20 protein-coding genes and 1 pseudogene are annotated in these 19,795 nt (G+C 70.2%); 13 read left to right on the forward strand and 8 right to left on the reverse strand.

The window, feature by feature from the left end; translation table 11 throughout:
* The first annotated feature begins 83 nt into the window (after positions 1 to 83).
* On the forward strand, positions 84 to 851 hold the full coding sequence (locus ABD691_RS15225) for an alpha/beta fold hydrolase (RefSeq protein ID WP_344680328.1): 768 nt from the start codon (positions 84 to 86) through the stop codon (positions 849 to 851).
* Here ABD691_RS15225 and ABD691_RS15230 read toward each other — a convergent pair.
* Positions 843 to 1,613, reverse strand: coding sequence for a hypothetical protein (locus ABD691_RS15230; protein WP_344680330.1), 771 nt, complete (start codon positions 1,611 to 1,613; stop codon positions 843 to 845). The genes ABD691_RS15225 and ABD691_RS15230 overlap by 9 nt on opposite strands.
* Positions 1,614 to 1,736: 123 nt before the next feature.
* Positions 1,737 to 2,921 carry a tyrosine-type recombinase/integrase gene (locus tag ABD691_RS15235; RefSeq protein WP_344680331.1) on the reverse strand — a complete coding sequence of 395 codons (1,185 nt, stop codon included), beginning with the start codon at positions 2,919 to 2,921 and terminating at the stop codon, positions 1,737 to 1,739.
* A gap of 209 nt (positions 2,922 to 3,130) precedes the next feature.
* Here ABD691_RS15235 and ABD691_RS15240 point away from each other — a divergent pair, with 209 nt between their 5' ends.
* From ABD691_RS15240 to ABD691_RS15265, 6 genes and pseudogenes are all read left to right on the forward strand, one after another.
* Positions 3,131 to 4,375, forward strand: coding sequence for a hypothetical protein (locus ABD691_RS15240; RefSeq protein WP_344680332.1), 1,245 nt, complete (start codon positions 3,131 to 3,133; stop codon positions 4,373 to 4,375).
* Between the two features lie 18 nt (positions 4,376 to 4,393).
* Positions 4,394 to 5,191 carry an exonuclease domain-containing protein gene (locus ABD691_RS15245; protein ID WP_344680333.1) on the forward strand — a complete coding sequence of 266 codons (798 nt, stop codon included), beginning with the start codon at positions 4,394 to 4,396 and terminating at the stop codon, positions 5,189 to 5,191.
* 631 nt (positions 5,192 to 5,822) lie between these two features.
* Positions 5,823 to 7,274, forward strand: a complete 1,452-nt coding sequence (locus ABD691_RS15250) for an amidase (protein WP_344681290.1) — start codon at positions 5,823 to 5,825, stop codon at positions 7,272 to 7,274.
* Between the two features lie 62 nt (positions 7,275 to 7,336).
* Positions 7,337 to 7,645: a hypothetical protein gene (locus ABD691_RS15255; protein ID WP_344680334.1), complete on the forward strand. Its 309-nt coding sequence runs from the start codon at positions 7,337 to 7,339 to the stop codon at positions 7,643 to 7,645.
* Positions 7,646 to 7,654: 9 nt separating this feature from the next.
* Positions 7,655 to 7,978 (forward strand): CdaR family protein, encoded by a 324-nt coding sequence (locus tag ABD691_RS15260; protein ID WP_344680335.1) that lies wholly within the window; start codon positions 7,655 to 7,657, stop codon positions 7,976 to 7,978.
* Positions 7,918 to 8,989 (forward strand): annotated as a pseudogene (locus ABD691_RS15265) (Tn3 family transposase); the annotation flags it as partial. The gene ABD691_RS15260 and the pseudogene ABD691_RS15265, both read left to right, overlap by 61 nt.
* A 19-nt stretch (positions 8,990 to 9,008) precedes the next feature.
* Here ABD691_RS15265 and ABD691_RS15270 read toward each other — a convergent pair.
* Positions 9,009 to 9,734, reverse strand: a complete 726-nt coding sequence (locus ABD691_RS15270) for a dienelactone hydrolase family protein (RefSeq protein WP_344680336.1) — start codon at positions 9,732 to 9,734, stop codon at positions 9,009 to 9,011.
* A gap of 827 nt (positions 9,735 to 10,561) precedes the next feature.
* On the opposite strand from ABD691_RS15270, the gene ABD691_RS15275 reads away from it, so the two are divergent.
* Positions 10,562 to 11,461, forward strand: a complete 900-nt coding sequence (locus tag ABD691_RS15275; protein WP_344680337.1) for a LysR family transcriptional regulator — start codon at positions 10,562 to 10,564, stop codon at positions 11,459 to 11,461.
* 4 nt (positions 11,462 to 11,465) lie between these two features.
* Here the strand turns inward: ABD691_RS15275 and ABD691_RS15280 are convergent, their stop codons facing one another.
* The 3 genes from ABD691_RS15280 to ABD691_RS15290 form a co-directional block, all read right to left on the reverse strand.
* The gene (locus ABD691_RS15280) at positions 11,466 to 12,539 is read right to left on the reverse strand and encodes a zinc-binding dehydrogenase (protein WP_344680338.1); all 1,074 of its coding nucleotides are present in this window, start codon (positions 12,537 to 12,539) and stop codon (positions 11,466 to 11,468) included.
* 11 nt (positions 12,540 to 12,550) lie between these two features.
* A complete protein-coding gene (locus ABD691_RS15285; RefSeq protein WP_344680339.1) occupies positions 12,551 to 12,793 on the reverse strand; it encodes a hypothetical protein in 243 nt (80 codons plus the stop codon).
* A gap of 124 nt (positions 12,794 to 12,917) precedes the next feature.
* Positions 12,918 to 13,499 carry a TetR/AcrR family transcriptional regulator gene (locus ABD691_RS15290; protein ID WP_344680340.1) on the reverse strand — a complete coding sequence of 194 codons (582 nt, stop codon included), beginning with the start codon at positions 13,497 to 13,499 and terminating at the stop codon, positions 12,918 to 12,920.
* A gap of 116 nt (positions 13,500 to 13,615) precedes the next feature.
* Here ABD691_RS15290 and ABD691_RS15295 point away from each other — a divergent pair, with 116 nt between their 5' ends.
* Together ABD691_RS15295 and ABD691_RS15300 are read left to right on the forward strand one after the other, a co-directional pair.
* A complete protein-coding gene (locus tag ABD691_RS15295; RefSeq protein WP_344680341.1) occupies positions 13,616 to 14,515 on the forward strand; it encodes an alpha/beta hydrolase family protein in 900 nt (299 codons plus the stop codon).
* 319 nt (positions 14,516 to 14,834) lie between these two features.
* Positions 14,835 to 15,644, forward strand: coding sequence for a pentapeptide repeat-containing protein (locus tag ABD691_RS15300; RefSeq protein WP_344680342.1), 810 nt, complete (start codon positions 14,835 to 14,837; stop codon positions 15,642 to 15,644).
* A gap of 9 nt (positions 15,645 to 15,653) precedes the next feature.
* On the opposite strand, the gene add is transcribed toward ABD691_RS15300, so the two are convergent.
* Positions 15,654 to 16,631 (reverse strand): adenosine deaminase, encoded by a 978-nt coding sequence (gene add / locus ABD691_RS15305; protein WP_344680343.1) that lies wholly within the window; start codon positions 16,629 to 16,631, stop codon positions 15,654 to 15,656.
* Positions 16,632 to 16,914: 283 nt separating this feature from the next.
* Between add and ABD691_RS15310 the strand changes: the two genes are divergently transcribed.
* On the forward strand, positions 16,915 to 17,331 hold the full coding sequence (locus ABD691_RS15310) for a hypothetical protein (protein ID WP_344680344.1): 417 nt from the start codon (positions 16,915 to 16,917) through the stop codon (positions 17,329 to 17,331).
* A gap of 31 nt (positions 17,332 to 17,362) precedes the next feature.
* On the opposite strand, the gene ABD691_RS15315 is transcribed toward ABD691_RS15310, so the two are convergent.
* Positions 17,363 to 17,908, reverse strand: a complete 546-nt coding sequence (locus ABD691_RS15315; RefSeq protein WP_344680345.1) for a GNAT family N-acetyltransferase — start codon at positions 17,906 to 17,908, stop codon at positions 17,363 to 17,365.
* Positions 17,909 to 18,046: 138 nt separating this feature from the next.
* Here ABD691_RS15315 and ABD691_RS15320 point away from each other — a divergent pair, with 138 nt between their 5' ends.
* Entirely contained in the window at positions 18,047 to 19,072 is a 1,026-nt protein-coding gene (locus ABD691_RS15320; protein ID WP_344680346.1) for a s-methyl-5-thioribose-1-phosphate isomerase, read from the forward strand.
* Positions 19,069 to 19,791: an acireductone synthase gene (gene mtnC / locus ABD691_RS15325; protein ID WP_344680348.1), complete on the forward strand. Its 723-nt coding sequence runs from the start codon at positions 19,069 to 19,071 to the stop codon at positions 19,789 to 19,791. The genes ABD691_RS15320 and mtnC overlap by 4 nt, the downstream gene beginning before the upstream one ends.
* The last annotated feature ends 4 nt before the right edge of the window (positions 19,792 to 19,795 follow it).

Here is a 19,795-nt window from a genome sequence, read left to right on the forward strand (position 1 = left end):
TTTCTTCTGCTGAATTGGCTGGAACGGCGGGGATTCCGGCTTTCGTGTCGGTACTCTTTGATCACCGACACGAGGAGGACTGGGTGCCGATCGCACGCCGCGACGGGTTCGAGATCGCTTACGAGGTCGCCGGGGACGGCCCTCCCCTGGTCCTGCATCCCGGCATGTACCAGGTCGGTGACCACTGGTCCCGGGCCGGTTACACCGGGTCGCTGACCGGCTCGTGGACGGTGATCACCATCGATCCGCTGGGCCTGGGAGCCAGCTGCGCCCCGCACGACCCGGCGGCCTACGCGCTGCCCCGGCGCGCGGAGTCGGTCGTCGCCGTGCTCGACGATGTCGGCGCGGACCGCGCGGCGTACTGGGGCTACTCGCTGGGCGCGCTGACCGGCTACGCCGTGGCCGTGCACGCTCCGGAACGGCTCGCCCGGCTGGTCGCCGGCGGGTTCGATCCGATCGGCGGGTTCCGCACCGCGGTCGACATGGTGCTCGAACATTTCGGGCTCCCCGCTGACACCGACCCCTATCCGCTCATGGAGCAGGCGGCCCGCGCCGATCCGGTGTTCGCCGCCGTGATCGAGGCGGCGGATCCGGCCGCTCTGCGCGCGAACTTCGAGGCGTTCCTGCACGAGCCGGGTGTGCACGCCGATCTGGCGAGCGCCGGTGTGCCGATGCTGATGTACGCGGGCACGGCCGATCCGTGGCACGAGCCGATGCGGACCTTCGCCGACCGCACCGGCACGCCGTTCTTCTCGCTTCCCGGCGCCGATCATCAGAACGGCTGGAGCAGATCGGCCGACGTGCTCCCCCTGGTTCTGCCGTTCCTGACCGGATCTGTTTCGTCACCGTGACGTTGCAACCGGTGGCCGGTAGGTCGGGTTCGGGCCCTCCCGGAACCGGTATCCGGAGGCGCGCAGGTGCCGGTATTCCCAGAACGCCAGCGCGAGCGTGGAGATCAACCCGCAGATGTTCAGGCTCAGCCACAGCGGAGACGGCAGGCCGTTGGTCTCCCGCAGGTACGTTTCCCTGGCGGTGACCACCAGCACCAGCACGACCGATCCGACCGGCGCCAGCAGCGGATGCATCTCGCCGAGCCAGAAGCTGGTCCGCGCGGCCCAGTAGATCGTGCACGCGAAGAACACGGCGCACCACAGGCCGGTGAGGATCAGACCGGGCAGGGAGGCCAGCGCCAGCAGCGCTTGGACTCCCCTGAGCTCACCGTTGAACAGGCTGAAAAAGCCCATGACGGCGAAGGCGTACCCGAACAGCACGCCGTAGCAGGCGATTACGGTTGCGACGCGGCGCACCAGCCGCGGTGTCCTGCCGACGAATTCGTGGCGGTAGGCCGAGCGGGTCGCGGCGAGCAGGACGAAGAAGGCCAGGGGCAGGCCGATCATGGCGTACTGCGCGGTGAGCAGCGCTTTCTCCTGGGCGTTTCCCAGGACGGCCCGGACGGACAGATAGGGGGTGCTCGCCACGGCGACGGCGGCCAGTCCGATGACCGCCCGCCAGAACCCGATCCGGTCCAGCAGCCGGTCCCGGGGCTGCGGCCCGATCGCGGGTTTGAGCAGGAATCTGGCGGTTGACCAGGGAAAGAACACCACCGCGAGCACGCGCAGCGCTACTCTCCCACCGCTTTCGGGTTGCTGAAGCTGTTGCGGCTGTTGTCCCCACATCGCTCCCCCAGCGTCGACAGGCCGACACCCAGAGTATCGATCTTTCGGCGGGTGCTGGGGCTAATCGGTCGCGAGCCAGCCCCGGTGCAGGGCCGGGGACAGTTCGTGGGCGGCGGAGTTGGCGAGGTTGTCGGCGTCGTGCAGGTAGCCCTCGGTGGTGGCCAGTGCCGCGTGCCCGAGGTCGCGCTGGACCTGGCGGGGGTCGGCGCCGCGCTCGATGGCGTGGGTGGCGTAGGAGTGGCGGGCCGAGTGCGGGTGGATCGTCTCGCGCAGCGGGGCGAGGTGGGTGGCGATGAACGCGGCGTCGGGTCCGGTGAGCAGGTCGGCGAGCCAGCGGGCGCGGGGCGGGCGGGCGCCGGGAGCGGGCGCGAAGATACCGCACAGCCGCCGGAGCACGGCCCGGACGTGGGTGACGTGCACGCGGGTGCTGGTGCTGGTGACGAACAGCGGTTCGCTGCCGGGGCGCCCGCTGTGGCCTGGCAGGGCGGGCGCGGAGGCGGGGACCCGCTGGGCGAGGTAGGCATCGACGGCGTCGGCGACGGGTGCGGCCAGGGCGACCCGGCGGTCCTTGGCGCCTTTGCCGTGCACGCGCAGCGCGGCGGGGCCGCCGGGGGTGGGCCGGTGGTAGTCGGCGAGGTTGACGCCGACGAGTTCTTCGGCGCGGATTCCGGTGCCGATCAGGACTTCGACCATGGCGCGGTCGCGGTGGCCGTCGCGGCGGTGCTCGGCGAGCAGGTAGGCGGCCAGCAGGAGCGCGCGGCAGGCTTGGAAGGACCACATCGCGGTCTGGGAGGGCGTGCCCGTGGCGCGGTTGAGGTGCTGGGCTGAGCGGTCGACCAGGGCGGCCGGGTTGTGCTCGGCGAGCCCTTCGCGCATGAGGTACTTGCGGTAGAACGCCGAGACGGCCGAGAGCATCCGGGCGCGGGTGGCGTCGCGGTAGCCGGCCCGGGCCAGTTCGTCGAGCCAGCGTTCGACGTGCTCGACGCGGATGTCGGCGAAGGAGGCGAAGCCGTTGCGCAGGCACCAGGTCAGCCATTCCAGGCCGGTGGGTTCGGTGCGCCTGGTCCGGCCCCGCCTGCGCCGCGGGTCTGGTGGGGCGTAGCCGGGGACCCAGTCCAGCGGGATGCCCAGATCGGTGGCGTAGGCGATGCGGGTGTTCAGCGACGTGTAGATGCGCAGGAACTCCGCGAAGCGTTCCCGGGTGGTCTTGTCGGGCTGGCCCGCCAGGGCCACCTCGTGGGTCACCAGCACCCTCCTGTCCGTTTCATCCGTTTTGGGGGGCGGTCCCCAGTTTTCGGCGCCCTGTCACGGGGTTTGGGGAGCCGTCTCGGCCTGTTCCGCTAGATCATATCGATAATCCTCCTTATTCATATGACTCGGGTCGGGCGCTCGACTCGCTGAGTTCTAGGTTCAAAACCTAGAACTCATGTTATGATTCGTAACCTCTGATCTTGATGACGACGTTTGTGCAGGCAGAAGAGCTGGGAGGGTGCATGGCGCCGGAGTGGACCGCCGCGGGACCGTCGGAGGACGAACGGGACGCCGAGGGAAGGCCGGAGCCGCCGCCCCGGCAGGGCAGTCGCGCGGAGCGGCGTGAGCGCACCTTGCGAGCCTTGGCAGACGGCGGGGAGGCGGCGTGCGCCTACTGCGGCGCGCCGCTGCCGCCTGCGCCACCCAAGGGTGGACGTCCCACGCCGTATTGCCCCGCGAACACGGACCGCTACGGCAAGTGGGGCACGAAAACGATCACCTGCGCGATGCTGGACGAGCACCGCGAGATCTGGATGCAGGTCTACGGACCGGACCAGCCGATGACCAAGGTGGATCTCGACGGGCTGCGCCTCCGCCTGGCCGATCTGAAGGCCGTGCTGAGCCCGGTGCACGAGGAAATCGCCGGGCTCGAGAAGCTCGCCGCCGCCGAACTCGCCCGGGCGCTGGCCGCCCGCGAGACCGCCGACGCGAAACGCGCAGCCGCGGAGGAAGCCGCGCGCACGGCCGTAGCCGAACGCGACGAGGCCGTGGCCGCGGCCGCGGAGGCCCGGGAACACGCCGGGGCAGCCCAGGCCGAGCACGCCGCCGCCGAGTCCCGCGCCTCCGAGGCGATCGTCGAGCGCGACCGAGCAATCACCGATCGCGACGCCGCCCGGGGCGAGGCCACCCGCGCGCACGCCGATCGGCAGGCCGCACTCGACCAGGCTGCCCAGAGCCACCAGCGCATCACCGAGCTGCAAAACACCCTGGCAGAAGAACGCGCCTCCACGCTCGACCGCATCGATGCGCTGCGGCGCGACCATGAACAGGCGCAGCGGGACCTGCGCCGCACGCTCAGCGAGGACTACGATCAGCGCTTGCGCTCGCAGAGCGATGACTTCACCCAGCGTCTGCAGGCCGCACAGACCGCCGCCGAGCGCCGCAGCACCGAGCTCACCGAACGACTGGCCGAAGCCACCCGTGCCTACGCCGACAATCTCGGCCCGCTCCACGACAAGGTCCGTGCCCTGACCGAGGAACTCGCCACGCTCCGGGCCGCGGCACACGACGAGCGCGCTCGCAACGAGCAACTCCGTGCCGACCTCACCGAGGTCCTCCAACACGACGACGACGCGCTGCGCGCCAGCCTGCACGCCGCACTGCATCGCCACGACCCCGTCGCACCCTCCACACGGCGAGACAACATCCCTGAGGGCGGTGTCGGATGATCTCGATACTGTGCGCCCATGACCGACTTCGTGGAGTCATGGGCTGACGGGCCGCTGCTGGCCCTCGATTTCGAATCCACCGGCACCGACACGGCCACTGACCGGATCGTCACGGCCACGGTGATCTCGATCGTTCCTGGCAAGTCCCCGGATGTCCGGACATGGCTGGCCAATCCGGGAGTGGACATCCCCGCCGAGGCCACCGAGATCCACGGCGTAAGTACCGACTATGCCCGCCAGCACGGACGCGATGCCGCCGTCGTGGTGGCCGAGGTCGCCGACGTGCTCACGGCGGACTGGAGCGAATCGACACCGTTGTGCGTCTTCAATGCCCCGTTCGACCTGTCGCTGCTGCACGCCGAGCTACGCCGCCACCACCAGCGCGACCTGGAAATGGTTGGCTCGGTGGTGGATCCGCGGTGCATCGACAAACACCTGGACCGCTACCGCAAGGGCAAACGCACCCTCGGTGATCTGTGCACCCACTACCGGGTCCGGCTGGACGAAGCGCACGACTCGGCCGGGGACGCCCTGGCCTGCGCCCGACTGGTATGGCGCCTCGCCAAGGCTTATCCCCGTAAGATCGGCACCCGGCCGCTGGCGGACTTGCACCGCGACCAGATCGCCTGGCACCGGGCCGATCAGCACAACTTTGCCGAGTTCCTCGATCGCCAGGCGCGCCGCGTCGATGAGCGCGCCGAAGCCGACCAGCTGCGCGAGCGAGCGGCGGACGTGCGCACGAACGCCGATGGATGGCCTGTGAAGACTGCGGTGACCGCGTCGAGCGCCGCGCTCGTCCATGCGCATTCCCGGTGATGCGGACCCCCGTAACGCGCACGCGGTGGCCTTCTATGAGATAGATCACCGCGCTTGCTGCCCCGGGACATCCCAGTGCAGGATCCTGATTGCCCTCGCCGATCAGGGACGGTTCGCCGAAGCCAAGGATCTCGCCGAAACCCTCGCCCTGACTGGATAACTGGCGTGTCAGGCGCGGTGTTGCTCGCTGGCGGCACCGTCAGGGCAGGACTTTGTCGCCCGGCTACGCCAACACCGACAGGTTCCTGCTTGACATGGACAAACTCCTGAATCTCGATGTGAGGGCCGCGTAGCCGCACTCGCGAACGGCCACCCAGCGGCATGAGCGGACGTTGAGGAACATGACGACAATTGCTCGTCGGCAAACGATGTTTTGGGCAGGCTCCACTGGGCGATCGGGAACGTCAATGGTCGGCGGGCAAGGATTGAGACATCCGTCCTGTTGCGCGACGCGGTATTTCATGGCCTGTGCGGGTGGAGTTGGCTCACTGTGGGTGCTGTGACCTGCGGTGGGCCGTCTTCGATGGCAGAACGAGTGCGCGACTTCGCCGGTGAAGGTGGCCCGTTCGGCTTCCCTGTTGCGCGAAACGGGATTTCATGGCCTCTGCGGCAGGCCGATAGCTTCGGATTCATGGAGTGGAATTTTCGGTCGGCCGAAGAGCTCGCGGTCGCGTTGCGTGCCGGTGAGGTGACCTCGGTGGAATTGACCGACGAGGCGATCGCCCGTATTGAGCGCGATGACGAGGTGATCAACGCGATCTGCGTGCCGGACTTCGACCGTGCGCGGGCCGCCGCACACCGTGCCGACCAGGCACGCGCGCGTGGTGAGGATCGGCCGCTGCTCGGCATTCCGGTGACGGTCAAAGAGTCGTACAACATGGCCGGGCTGCCCACGACCTGGGGCATGCCGCCGCACCGGAACTATGTGCCGGCTGAGGACGCGGTACAGGTGTCGCGACTCAAGGCCGCGGGCGCGGTGGTGCTCGCTAAGACCAATGTGCCCTTGGGGCTGCAAGACATCCAGAGCTTCAACGAGATTTACGGCACCACCAACAACCCGTGGGATCACGGTCGCACCTCGGGCGGTTCCTCCGGCGGGTCGGCGGCGGCCCTGGCGTGCGGGTTCGGTGCGCTGTCCATCGGCTCCGACCTCGCCGGTTCGCTGCGCACCCCCGCGCATTTCTGCGGCATCTACGCGCACAAGCCGACACTCGGGCTGGCGGCAACCCGCGGCATGGTCCCCCCGTCCGAGCCGGCATTGCCGGTCGACCTCGACCTCGCCGTCGTCGGTCCGATGGCGCGCACCGCCCGCGACCTCACGCTCCTGCTCGACGTCATGGCCGGACCGGACCCGCTGACGCTCGGCATAGCGCACGAGTTGACGCTGCCGCCCGCGCGCCATGAGCGGCTCGGCGACTTCCGGGTCTTGGTCCTCGATGAGCATCCGCTCATTCCGACCGGGTCCGCCGTGCGGGCGGGCGTGAACCGGGTGGCCGCCGCGCTCGTCGACGGCGGTGCCCGCGTCGAACGGCACAGTCCGCTGCTGCCCGATCTGACCGAAGCCGCGAGGCTCTACATGCAGTTGCTGATTTCGGGCTCCGTTGCGCGTTTTCCCATCGAATCGCACGAGCAGCTGCGGACCCGCGCCGCCGGACTGAGTGCGGGCGACCAGAGTCTTGACGCTGTGCGGCTGCGCGCCATGGTGTTCAGCCACCGCGACTGGATCGAGGCGAACACCCGTCGCGAACTCCACCGCCACGGCTGGCGGCAGCTGTTCGCCGAGTTCGACGCCGTGGTGTGCCCGATCACGCCGACGCCCGCGTTCCCGCACGACCACAACCCCAATCCGTTGGAACGGCGCATCGACATCGACGGCGTCGAGTACCCGTACTTCGACCAGCTCGTCTGGGCCGGCCTGGCCACCATGCCCGGGCTGCCCGCCACCGCCATACCCGCGGGCCGGTCCCCCGAGGGCCTGCCGGTCGGAGTGCAGATCATCGGCCCGATGTTCGAGGACCGCACCCCGCTGCGGCTGGCCGAACTGCTCGAGCACACGACCGGCGGCTTCCAAGCACCGAAATAGCGAGCAGGCCGTCCGCCAAGACCACACGCTCCTGCAACTGTGGACCGGGGAAGGCAACCAGCGTGGCCCTCGAACTGTCGCGCACCGGGAACCCGCCGGATCGGCTGGTCAAGGCCAGCGCGCTCCTCGGCGATATCGTCAACAACCGGCTGCCCTCGGTGGAGGAAGTCCGGATTCGTTGTGAGCTGGCCGAATTCCGAGCCAAGCAGGGCGTTCCGATCGCTGCCGTCGCCATCGCCGGCGCGAACGGGACAGGCAAGGCCACCGGTTGGCGCAGGCCGCCGTACAAGCCGGGCGGGAAATCTTCGGCAGCTGCTTCCGCCGGAGAGCTCGGCGACGATGTTGTCGTGCTGCTGCGCGCCTCCGAGTAGGAGTGGGAAATGCGGGATCGCGTCCAGCAGATGTACCAGCGGCTGTCCCAGCACCATGGCCGAAGCGCGGGGCAAGCCTTGGTCGCCGCTGCCGGAGCGCCGGTCCGGGAGCTGGAGGCGCTACCGCAGACGATCGGCCAGGCCCAAGAGTCGGTGACCATCGCCCGCCGGCTCGGCATCCGCGGACAGGTGCTGCTCGCCAATGACCTCGGTGCCTACCGGCTGCTGTCGAAGTTCCAGCACGCCTTGAGCAAGGCCGAAACGGCCAGGACATTACGGCCTCGGGGAACATCGGTCTGGCCCCAGCGGTCAACCCCGGCTACGAGGCGTTGACCCGGGCCCGGCTCGTGCACGTCGATCAGTACTACCTGCGGGCCGACACCATCGCCGCGGCGAACGCCGCGCTGATCGCGGCCCAGGCCGAGATCCCGATCGTGCAGTTCTGGGGCGACGGGCTGCTCGCCTCCGTGGACGGGTTGCGGTTCGTCGTCCCCGTCCGGACCATGAACGCGGCACCGTCGCCGAAGTACTTCGGCTTCAAGCGGGGCATCACCTGGCTCAACGCGGTCAACGACCAGGTCGCGGGCATCGGGCAGATGGTCGTGCCCGGCACCCCGCGCGACTCGCTGCACATCCTGGACGCCCTGCTGAACCTGGACGGCGGGAGGAAGCCGGAGATGGTGGCGACCGACAACGCCTCGTACTCCGACATGGTGTTCGGTCTGTTCAAGATCCTCGGCTACAACTTCAGTCCGCGGTTCCGCGACCTGGACGACCAGCGGTTCTGGTGGGCCACGATGCCCGGCGTCGAGACGGGCACATACGGCGTGGTGGAGGACCTGGCCCGCAACCGGGTCCACCTGAACAAGCTGATCACGCACTGGCCGGACATGTTGAAGGTCGCCGGTTCCCTGGTCACCAACCAGGTCCGCGCCTACGACCTGCTGCGCGTGGTCGACCCGGTGGACGACACCTACCGCCGGCAGATGAACCGCCAGCTCACCGTGCAGGAGTCCCGCCACAAGCTCGCCCGTGACGTGTGCCACGGCAAGCGCGGCACCATCCACCAGGCGTACCGGGACGGGATGGAGGACCAGCTTGGCGCGCTCGGCCTGGTCCTCAACGCCATCGTGCTCTGGACGACCCGCTACATCGACGCCGCCGTCGCCCAGCTGAAGGCCGAGGGCCACGAGATCCGGGACGAGGACATCGCCCGGCTCTCCCCGCTCAAGCACCGCAACCTGAACCTGCTCGGCCGCTACAGCCCCGGCCGCCGGCGCCCTGCGCCCGCTGCGCGACCCAGAGGCGTCGGAGCTGGACGAAGACGACGGCGGGCAGAAGTGAGCATCAGGAGCCGATCGGATCAATCCGTGACGGGCAGGCACTCGGCGAGCAGAGCGACGACGTCACGCCAGGCTCGCTGTGCGTGCCGTGGGTGGTAGCCGACGCCGGGACGTACCGTGTGGTCGACCGGTGGATGGTGGAAGGCGTGAAGGGCTCCCCCGTAAACCACGAGGCGCCAGTCGACGCCCGCAGCCTCCATCTCTGCGGTGAACGCGTCCCGTTGGGCGGGCGGCATGATCGGGTCTTCCGACCCGACCCCGGCCCATACCGGGCAGCGAATGCGTGCCGCCTCGCCCGGTCGGCCCGTGGTGAGTGCGTTGACTGTCCCAATCGCGCGCAGACCGACACCATCGCGACCGAGTTCCAGTGCGACTGCACCCCCAGTGCCGTAGCCGACGGCGGCGGTCCGGTCGGGGTCGGCCCGTGGTTCGGCACGCAACACGTCGAGCGCGGCGTGACCGATTCCTCGCATCCGGTCGGGGTCGGCGAGCAGCGGCATGCAACGGGCCAACATTTCCTCTGGGTCTTCCAAATAGCGTCCACCGTGGAGGTCGAAAGCCAGCGCCACGTACCCCAGCTCGGCCAGAGCCTCGGCCCGGCGGCGTTCGACATCGCTGAGCCCCACCCCCTCGGGTCCGATCAGGACTGCGGGTCGGCGCTCGGTACCGGCCGGGAGCGCGAGGTATCCGATCATCGTCAGGTTGTCGGCCGGGTATTCGACCGTACGGGTTGTGACCGTCGTCATGCGACTGGACGGTAATGACCGTTGCGCCCGCTCGGGGTGGTGTTCACCGATGGCAGACAGCAGTCTGTCCCGACTACAACACCCGGACACGTCGCCCTCCTGTCGGCAAACGATCGTTTAAAGACAGGGCGGCCGGACGTCCAATGGACCCGTGGATTTCCGGGATCGGTAGGGCCCGAATCCAATCAGATCCGATGGTGATTGCTGACAGGTTTTGACGTCCAATCCTCCGCGTGAAAGGGCACTCCCGGTGGCGAACCTCGTCTACAAGCGAGTTCAGCCGCGGCGCCATCCGCACGGCTGTCGCCGACGTCCTGCCCGAGCACAAGTCCGCCGACCCGGACGCCCCCGCCCCAGAACTACCGGTCACCCTCGACATGCCGGGCAAGGTCGCCGACTTCCTCCGTGCCGCCGACCTGGAGCCCGCAGAGCGGGCCGCGCTCGACCAAGGGACAATCGCTCGACGGCGGCCAGGGCGTCCCTGCTGTCCCGGCCCAGCGCAAGGCCCGCCGCGAGTACGAGAAACCGCGTCAGCACACTCGCGCCGATCGGACCATGATCAATCTCAGCGCCAACCGCTGTCCGATGTTCCCCGAGGCCGCATTAGGCATCCGCCGGCAAACCCTGTACAACTGCCTGGCCAACATCGAAGAAGTCCTCGGCCCCGTCGCCCTCACAGACCAAATCGGCGAACCGCCCTGCACCCCTGGCGCCTGCGCGCGGGTCTCGGCCCCGAAGCCTCTGACGATGACGTGTTCGCCGGGACCTGGGCGAGCAAGCCTGAAGTTTAGGATGGGTCCCCGAGCGGCTGGGGCAAAGTCGACGCGGTGAACGGGGCGGCCATGGACCTGCGGCAACTTCAGTACTTCGTCGTCGTCGCGGAGGAGCTTCACTTCGGGAGGGCCGCGGAGCGGCTGCACATCGTCCAGTCCGCGGTCACCCAGCAGATCCAGCGGCTCGAACGGCAGCTCGGTGTCCAGCTGTTCGACAGGTCTCGCCGACAGGTGCAACTCACTGATGCGGGCACACGGGTACTGCCGGCGGCCAGGCGGGTGCTGGACGCGGCTGACGGGGTTGTTGCGGCAGCACGCGGTGTTGAGGACGACCCGGTCATGCTCCGCCTGGGTACGGCGTCCGGGTTGGGCCGCCGACTTGACGCCGTCCTTGAGCGGCTGACGTCGAAGAGCCCGGTACTGCGTGCGCAGCTGGCGCGGCTTCCCGTGGTGAACAGGTTGAACGACGTCCGTTCCGGCCGCCTGGATGCCGCGTTCGCCCGCGCGGTGCGAACCCTGCCCGGTTTGCGTGTGGCTCCACTGTGGCAGGACGACCTCATGGTCGCCTTGCCCTGCACGCACCCGCTCGGGGATCACGACGCGCTGCGGCTCGGCCAGCTCGCCGACCTTCCGCTTCGGCTGGTGCCACATGAGCGGAATCCGTCGTTCGTCGACTTGGTCGTGGCTGCTTGCAACGCGGCGGGTTTCGATCCGGTCATGGGCGCCGCGTTCACCACACTCCAGGACACCCTGGCCGAACTTGGTCAGGGTGTCCCGGCGTGGACGGTGGTGGCCGACAGCGAATACGTTCGGCCGGCCAGTGCGAAAGTCAGGCTCATACCCCTGGTCGACCCACCGGTTCCGGTCGTGACCGCACTGGTGACCGGGCCGGCGCCGAGTTCCGAGGTCGAGTTGTTGATCGAGTCGTGCCGCGAGGTCGTCGAGATGTCCTAGTGATTCACGCGGTGTGCGGGACGGTGAGGACGACCTTTCCGCCCTCGATTTTGCGTTCCCGCAGCGCGATGAGTGCGGAGTTCAGCTCCGTCCAGTCGGCCACGTGACCGAGTGTCGGGTTGAGCCTGCCACTGGCGACCAGTTCGACGAGGATCCGCAGGTCGGCGTCATCGGCCTGGCCTGCCTGGTACGACATGTAGTTCTGCAGCCGGGCGCCTTCGTGCCCGATGAAGTCGTACACGCTGATCGGCGCGGGCTCGTTCGAGCTGTTGCCGAGGACGACGACAGTCCCGCGTGGGGCGATCTTGGCGATGGCGTCGACGAGTGAGGAGCCGCCGACCGATTCCTGCACGAGGTGAAAGGTGTCCTCGGCGTCGCCCACCGTGCCCACTACGGAGTCGGCGCCGAGTGCGGTCAGCTCGTCGGCCTTGTCGAGTCGGGTGGTCACGGCGGTGACGCGCGCGCCCGCGGCCGCGGCGAGCTCGATGTGGAACCGCCCGACCCCGCCGTTGGCACCGGTGATCAGGACCCGGCGTCCCAGCAGGTCGCCGCCCAAGCGCAGCGTGCGCAATGCGGTGAGCCCTGCCATCGGCAGTGCCGCTGCTTGCTCGATGGAGACCTCATCCGGCAGGGCGGTCAGGCGTGAGGTACTCAGCGCGACCTGCTCGGCCCATCCGGCCTGGTCCACCATGCCGACGACGCGCGTGCCGACCGGCGGGCCGGACCCGTCGGCGGCTTCCCGCAGTACGACGCCGGCCACGTCTTGCCCGGGCCGCCATCCGGGCCGGCGATTGGCGATCAAGGCCAGCTCGCCGCGGTTCACCGAGAAGGCTCCGACTTGGAGCAGTACCTGGTCGTCCGCGGGCTCCGGGTACGGCACCTGCTGGATCTCGACCGGGTCCGGCATGTCCGGAGTGGGAGTGTTCACCACACCACGCACGTTCGTGTCCTTTCCTTTGTTGCCGTCGTCGTTTCCATGACACGTCGGCACGAGGGCACCAACAAGCGGCAACGCGCAATCGCTGTGATCACGAACGCCGATCAGTCGGCCCAGGCGGTCGAACCTGGAGGCGGTCATGAGGGCCGGCGTTAGTCGGCCACGCGCGCGACGTACTTGCCGGCGCCGGTCCCGTCGGCGAGGCCGCGCAGCAGCTGGCCGCTCAATCCACTCAGGACCGCGATCAGGCCGTGGCCGAACGCGAAGCCGCCCAGCGCGACGCCGACAAGCGCGTCGCCGAAATCAACGGCCAGCTCACCGAAGCCACCCGCACCTATGCGTCCCCTGCACGACGAACTCGGCTCCCTCAAACAGGAACTGGCCACCCGGACCACCACGGCCTCCGCTGTCCAGCAGCAGCTCGACGCCCTGCGCGAACACCTCCGCCACGCTGTGTGGCATGCCGCGCTCGACGATGCCACCCGCGCGGACCTGCAGGCCGCGCTCGACGGCTGACGGTCACCGCGGCCGGCGCAGTCCCGCGATGAGCAGGCCGACCAGCCGGCGCGCGTCGTAGCGGGGGTTGTCGCCCGCGCCCGCGCACAGGCCACCGACGCCGCGCATCAGCTCGTAGGCGTCCTGGCCTGCGTGGATCTCGCCCGCCTCGGCTGCGGCGTCGAGCAGTCGCGTGCACACGGGTACGAGGCGGTCGAGGAAGTAGGAGTGCAGGGGGTCGTAGCAGGGGTCGTCGGACTGGAGCACGGTGGCGAGCCCCTGCTTGGTGATCACGAAATCGACGAAGCGGCCGATCCATTCGCCGAGCGCGGCGTAGGGGGTCGGGCTGGTCGCCAGCAGGTCGGTGCCGGCTTCGGCGAGGGATTCGACCTGGTGCTGGTAGACGGCGATGATCAGATCCGCTCGTGTCGGGAAGTGCCGGTAGATCGTGGCCGTGCCGACCCCGGCTTCGGCCGCGATGTCGCGCATCGGCGCGTTGACGCCGGATGCGACGAAGACCGCGGCGGCCGCGTCGAGCAGGGTCTCCGCGTTGCGCCGCGCGTCGGCCCGCCTGGGCCGGGCCGTGCCCCGATCGCTGTCGCTCACCACGCTCTTCCTCCCACTGTCCTGGATAACCGGGACAGTGTCCCGTATCTTCAAACGGGACACTGTCCCGTTTCCTCATGGTGGCAGATCAGCGACCCAGCCACGAAGGAAGTTCCATGACCGCTGCATCCTCCCCCGTCGTCTCGGTGAAGCCGGTGGTCTTACCGGCGCCGGGCCGCGGGGACGACCTGCGCGTGCGCGTGTCGGCGCCCGCGACCGGCAGTGAGCTGCCGGTTGTCGTGTTCTCGCACGGCTTCGGCTCGTCGCTGGACGGCTACGGGCCGTTGACCGACTTCTGGGCCGCGCACGGCTTCGTGGTGATCCAGCCGACCCACCTCGACTCCCGGACGCTGGGCATCGGCCAGGACGATCCCCGCACACCGCGGATCTGGCGCTTCCGCAACGAGGACGTCAAGCGCGTCCTCGACCAGCTCCCTCTACTGGAAGACGCCGTTCCCGGCCTCGCCGGGCGCGTGGACCGCAGCCGCATCGCGGCGGCAGGGCACTCCTTCGGCGGGCAGACCGCGGGAACCCTGCTGGGTTTGCGGGTCCGCGATCCGCGGACCGGGGTGGCCGAGGACCTGTCCGACCCGCGGGTGAAAGCGGGCGTGCTGCTGGCCACGGCCGGGCGTGGCGGAGCGGACCTGACGCCGTTCGCCGCCGAGAACTTCCCCTTCATGAACCCGGATTTCGCGGACATGACCACGCCGGCGCTGGTGGTCGCCGGAGATCGGGATGACCTGCCGCTGACCGTCCGGGGTCCGGATTGGACGGCGGACCCGTACTTCCTGAGTCCTGGCGGCAAGAGCCTGCTCACCGTGTTCGGCGCTGAGCACTCGCTGGGCGGCATCCCCGGCTACGAGGCTCGGGAAACCACCGACGACAGCCCGGAGCGGGTCGCCCTGGTCCAGCGGGTCACCTGGGCCTACCTCCGCCACGCGCTCGGCGTCGAGGGGGCGAGCTGGACGGCGTTGTCGGAGGGCGTCGGCCCGTTGGGGCGGCTTGAATCCAGGTGAGGCCGGATGGCTGTCGCAGCCGCCGTCGCGCTCGACGCGGCCGATCACGGCCAGAGCAGACCGGCGCCGACCCACAGGCCCCATGCGGTGCACCCCGCCGCCCGCGACTAGGCTCGTCGCGGCGTGCCCGGCTTCGTGCACGATCGTGCCGAGGAGGTTGATGGTGCGCAGTGCCCGGCTTCCGATGACGTCGGCGCACCGACAGCTCCGCCGGTGTCGAATCGCCCCACCTGACCATCCAACACCCCGGCATCGCCGCACCGCGCCGGAGCGGGGACGATGGGGTGGTTGCACCCTCAAACCCGGGAGATCCGCACCGTTGTCCCCGACCTCCGACGCCGAACTGCGTTCCGACTGCGGCAGCTGTTTCGGGCTGTGCTGCGTGGCACTGCCCTTCACCGCCTCGGCGGACTTCCCGGTCGACAAGGACGCGGGCACGCCGTGCCGCAACCTGCTGGCCGACTTCCGGTGCGGGATCCATTCCCGGTTGCGGGACAACGGGTTCGCCGGCTGCACGGTCTTCGAGTGCTTCGGCGCGGGGCAGAAGGTCTCGCAGGTCACCTTCGGCGGCCGGGACTGGCGGCAGCACCCGGGCACGGCGCGGCGGATGTTCGAGGTGTTCGGCGTGATGCGCCAGCTGCACGAGCTGCTGGCCTACCTCGGTGAGGCGCTGACCCTGCCGCGGGCCGAGCCCGTGCACGAGCAGCTGCGGCAGGCGCGCGCCGAGGTCGACCGCCTGACCCGCACCAGCGCCGAGGAACTGGTCGCGCTGGACGTCGCCGCGCAGCGCGCCGAGGTCAACGTCCTGCTGCTGCGCACCAGCGAGCTGGTGCGGGCCGGGTTCGGCGGACGGGGCAAGAACCGCCGGGGTGCTGATCTCATGGGTGCCCGGCTGCGCAATGCTGATCTGCGGGGCGCGAACCTGCGCGGGGCGTATCTGATCGCGGCCGATCTGCGGGGTGCTGATCTGCGTTCGGCGGATGTGATCGGCGCGGACTTCCGCGACGCCGATCTGCGCGGGGCGGATCTGACCGACTGCTTGTTCCTGACCCAGGCTCAGCTCAACGCCGCTCGGGGCGACGCGGCGACCACGGTTCCGCCGGCGCTGGCCAGGCCCGCGCACTGGTAGCCCCGCGTCTCAGGGTCCCGCGGCGAGCCACTCGTCGGTCTCGCGGTGCAGGCGCCGCTTGGTGTCCTCCGGGGCGAACGACGCGTCGATCGCGGTGCGCGCGAGGTCGGCCAGGTCGTGGTCGGTGTAGCCGAAGGTGTCGCGCACGAGTTCGTACTCGCGGGTCAGGGTGGTGTCGATGACGGCGGGCACGTCGGTGTTGACGGTGACGCGCAGTCCGGCGTCGCGCAGCCGCGGCAGCGGATGCTCGGCGGCCGAGGCGGTGAAGCCGAGGGCGATGTTCGACGACGGGCAGACCTCCAGGGGCAGGCCGAGGTCGCGGACCTCGGCGACGAGGCCGGGGTCGTCGAGGACGCGGATGCCGTGGCCGAGGCGGCGGGTGCGGCCGGTGGTGATCGCTTCGCGGATGCTCTCGGCGCCGCGGGCCTCGCCCGCGTGGTGGACCAGGTGCACGCCCGCGTCGTGGGCGGCGTCGACGACGTCGGCGAACGGTGCGAGCGGGTAGGACTCCTCCCCTGCCATGCCGATCGCGATCACCTGCTCGTAGCGGGTGGCCAGCCGCAGCGTCGACCAGGCTCGTTCGACCGACCGGCGGCGGGAGTGGTCGAGCAGCACCCGGCATTCGAGCCCGGTCTCGGCCTGGCCGCGGGCCAGGCCGTCGAGCACGGCTTCCAGCGGCATCTCGGGGTGGCCGAGCCGTTCGCCGTGGGCGGCGGCGGTGAAGGTGACCTCGGCGTAGCGGGTGCCGTGGGCGGCTTCGGCGTGGCAGAACTCGCGCGCGACGCGGGCGAAGTCCTCCGGCCTGCGCAGGCAGTCGCGGACCAGCGCGTTGTGGTCGGCGAACTGCCGGAAGCCGGCGAAACCGGTGGTCTCGGCGGGCACCGTGACGCCGTTGGCGTCGCCGATCTCGCGCAGCGTCGAGGCGCTGACGGTGCTTTCGAGGTGGACGTGCAGGTGCGCTTTGGGCAGCAGGGTCAGGTCTCGCACCGGGCGAGGCTATGCGGCCGGGTGTGACCACCGATACCGGGTTTTGCCGCCGCCGGCCGGTGTGCCCGCTCACCAGCGGTGTCGTGGTCGCCGGGTGGGTGTGGCCCGGATGATCTCAGGATCGGGCTGGGACAGGGGTGGTGCTTTACCGGTCCGTTACCGGTAAGGTCTGACGCGCCGGAAGGGTGACCTCCGGCGACACTGGCCGTTTGCTTCCTCAGAGTCGATACGGATGACACTTCAAGACGACCTTGCACGACCTTGGTTCCAGCCGATGGTCCCGATGGAAGCGCAGCAGGAACAAGCGCGACCGGACGCCGGGCCGGTGACCACCCGCATCGTCGGGGAACTGCCCCTGGACGAGGCGATGGCCCCGGTGGGTCCGGCCTCGCCCGGGCGGGTTCCCCCGCCGGACCGGGTCGAGGTGACCCAGCCCTACATCCCGGCGATCAGGGGTGAGCAGCCGGAGTTCGCCAAGCGGCTCAGCCCCGAACCACCGACGCCGTCCGGTGCGGCGGCGCTGGTGACCGACCCTATCCCCGCTCCCGTCCCCCGGCCCGCGCCCGTTCCGGCTTCGCCGCCCGCGCAGGCGGCCAAGCCCGCGGTGCCGGTCAAGAAGCGCAGCCTGGTGCGCCGGGTGGTCCGCAAGATCATCGGGCCGGACCTGCTGCGCAAGGATCCGCCGAAGAAGCGCCGCTGATCCGCGCCCGCTGACCCGGGCGTGGTCCGGGTCAGCGGGTGGTGCGCCGGTAGTGCAGCCCGGTGATCGTGTGCCCGGAGGGCGCGGTGCCGGTGACGGGTTCGCCGTCGGTGCGGAAGCCGTTGCGTTCCAGCACGCGCTGGGAGGCGTGGTTGTCGATGTCGGCGCGGGCGCCGAGTTCGCGGATGCCGTGTTCGTGCGCCCAGGCGGCGACGAGCGCGATCGCGCGGTTGGTGGCGCCGGTGCCGCGTGCGTCCGGGGTGAGCCAGAACCCGATCTCGGCGGTGTCGCCGGTGATGCCGAACAGGGTGATCGAGCCGAGGAACCGGTCGTCGGTGGCGTCGGCGATGGCCAGGACCGCCAGTTGCCCGCTGCGCAGCCCGTCGGCGATGACGCCGCGGATCTGCTCTCGCACGGTGCCGGGCGTGTAGTGCTCCAGCGGGAGGTGCGCGAAGCGGCGCACGGCGTCGTCGGCGCTGCCCGCGGCGAAGGCGTCGGCGTCGCGGTCGGCCAGTTCGCGCACGGTGATGATCTGGTCGGTGAGGCCGTGGCTGGGCAGTTCGAGGGGTCGGGGCACGGGCAGCCTTTCCGGACGTGATGATCTTCAACGGTAGCAGCGGCGGGTGTCCCGGGATCTGGATCGACTTCGAGGCCGCGGGCCGGGATCGCCTAGTCTGGGCGGGTTGGCTGTTCCCGAGTTCCACTGAGGACATCGATGACGTTGAGCCCCCAGGACACCGGTCTCCCGGTGCTGGCCGACAGCGTGCGGCTGGCCGACGACGGGGTGCACATCCTCGACCGCCGGGTGTTCCCGTTCGAGCGGACGTGGGTGCACGCCCGCACCGCCGAGGAGGTCGCCAGGGCGATCGAGGACATGGTGACCCAGTCCTCCGGCCCGTACTTCGCGACGCTGTGGGGGATGGTGCTGGCGGCGCGGGAGATCGCCGGGGGCCCGTCCGCGCGGGAGCGGATGGGCGAGGCGGGCAGGCGGTTCGTGGCGACGCGGCCGACCAACGACCAGCCGCGCAAGGCGGTCGGCTGGGTGCTGGCGGCGCTGGACGCCGATCCCGGGGGCGATCTGGTGGAAGCGGCGCTGGCAGGCGCCCGCGCCGGGGACGAGGACTACCGGCGGCGCAGCCGCGAGCTGGGCGAGGCCGCCGCGGCGCTGCTGCCCGACGAGGCCCGGGTTCTGACGCATTGTTGGGGTGATCTGTACCTGGTGGGGATGGTGCAGGCGGCGCTGGCGCGGGGAAAGCGGCCGGTGTTCTTCTGCACCGAGACCCGCCCGTACCTGCAGGGGGCGCGGCTGACCGCGGAGACGCTGGCCGAGATGGGCGTGGACACCACGCTGGTCACCGACGGCATGGGGGCGTCGCTGTTCAGCGAGGGCCGGGTGGACGCGCTGGTGACCGCCAGCGACCGGGTCACCCTCGACGGGCACGTGATCAACAAGGTGGGCACGTTGCAGCTGGCGGTGGCCGCGCAGGCGTTCGGGGTGCCGTTCCACGCGCTGTGCCACGCGCCGGACCGGGGCTCGCCGACGGGCTCGGACGTGCCGATCGAGTACCGCGACGGCGACGAGGTGCTGCACGCGCTGGGTACCCGCACGGCCACCGAGCGGGTCAAGGGCCTGTATCCGGCGTTCGACGTCACTCCCCCGCGTTTCGTCACCTCGATCGCGACCGACCGCGGGGTGTTCGCGCCCGAGCGGGTCGGCGAGTACTGGAAGGAGCAGGGGTGAGCGCGTCCGTGGCGGCCCGGTGGGTCGTGGTCGACATCGAGGGCACGTTGACGCCGACGAGCCAGGTGCACGTGGTGCTCTACGACTACGCGCGGCCCCGGCTGGGCCCGTGGATCGAGGCGCACCCGGATGATCCGGTGGTGCGGGACGCGGTGGCCGAGGTCCGCGCCGAGGCGGGGCTGGCGCCCGACGCCGGGACGGCGGAGGTCGTGGCGGTGCTGCACGGCTGGATGGACGCCGACCGCAAGGCCGCGCCGTTGAAGGCGTTGCAGGGGTTGATCTGGCAGGACGGCTACGCGCGCGGCGAGCTGGTCACCGACTACTTCGGCGATGTGGTGCCGAACCTGCGGGCGTGGAAGGACCGGGGCCTGGGGCTGGCGGTGTTCTCGTCGGGGTCGGTGGCCGGTCAGGTGGCGTCGTTTTCGAACACGACCTCGGGTGATCTGCGGCCGTTGTTCGCGGCGCACTTCGACACGGTCAACGCGGGCCCGAAGCGGGAGCGGGCCTCCTACGAGGCGATCGCGGCGGGGCTGGGTGGTCCGCGGCCGGAGCAGGTGGTGTTCCTGTCGGACGTGCCCGCCGAGCTGGACGCCGCGGTGGCGGCGGGCTGGCGCGCGGTGGGTCTGGCGCGTGCGGGGGAACCGTTCGCCGACGCCGATTTCGGGGCGCATCCGGTGGTGGGCGGTTTCGACGAGATCGACATCGAGGTGGTGGCGTGAGCGC

It is taken from the genome of Saccharopolyspora taberi, from assembly GCF_039534165.1.
GTDB lineage: Bacteria > Actinomycetota > Actinomycetes > Mycobacteriales > Pseudonocardiaceae > Saccharopolyspora_D > Saccharopolyspora_D taberi.

What these genes read in the sequence shown, in the direction of transcription:
- ABD691_RS15240 (WP_344680332.1), top strand. Translation starts at nt 3,131, where the DNA reads ATGACGACGTTTGTGCAGGCAGAAGAGCTGGGAGGGTGCATGGCGCCG.
- ABD691_RS15245 (WP_344680333.1), top strand. Translation starts at nt 4,394, where the DNA reads ATGACCGACTTCGTGGAGTCATGGGCTGACGGGCCGCTGCTGGCCCTC.
- ABD691_RS15250 (WP_344681290.1), top strand. Translation starts at nt 5,823, where the DNA reads ATGGAGTGGAATTTTCGGTCGGCCGAAGAGCTCGCGGTCGCGTTGCGT.
- ABD691_RS15260 (WP_344680335.1), top strand. Translation starts at nt 7,655, where the DNA reads ATGCGGGATCGCGTCCAGCAGATGTACCAGCGGCTGTCCCAGCACCAT.
- ABD691_RS15270 (WP_344680336.1), bottom strand. Translation starts at nt 9,734, where the DNA reads ATGACGACGGTCACAACCCGTACGGTCGAATACCCGGCCGACAACCTG.
- ABD691_RS15280 (WP_344680338.1), bottom strand. Translation starts at nt 12,539, where the DNA reads ATGACCGCCTCCAGGTTCGACCGCCTGGGCCGACTGATCGGCGTTCGT.
- ABD691_RS15295 (WP_344680341.1), top strand. Translation starts at nt 13,616, where the DNA reads ATGACCGCTGCATCCTCCCCCGTCGTCTCGGTGAAGCCGGTGGTCTTA.
- ABD691_RS15310 (WP_344680344.1), top strand. Translation starts at nt 16,915, where the DNA reads ATGGAAGCGCAGCAGGAACAAGCGCGACCGGACGCCGGGCCGGTGACC.
- ABD691_RS15320 (WP_344680346.1), top strand. Translation starts at nt 18,047, where the DNA reads ATGACGTTGAGCCCCCAGGACACCGGTCTCCCGGTGCTGGCCGACAGC.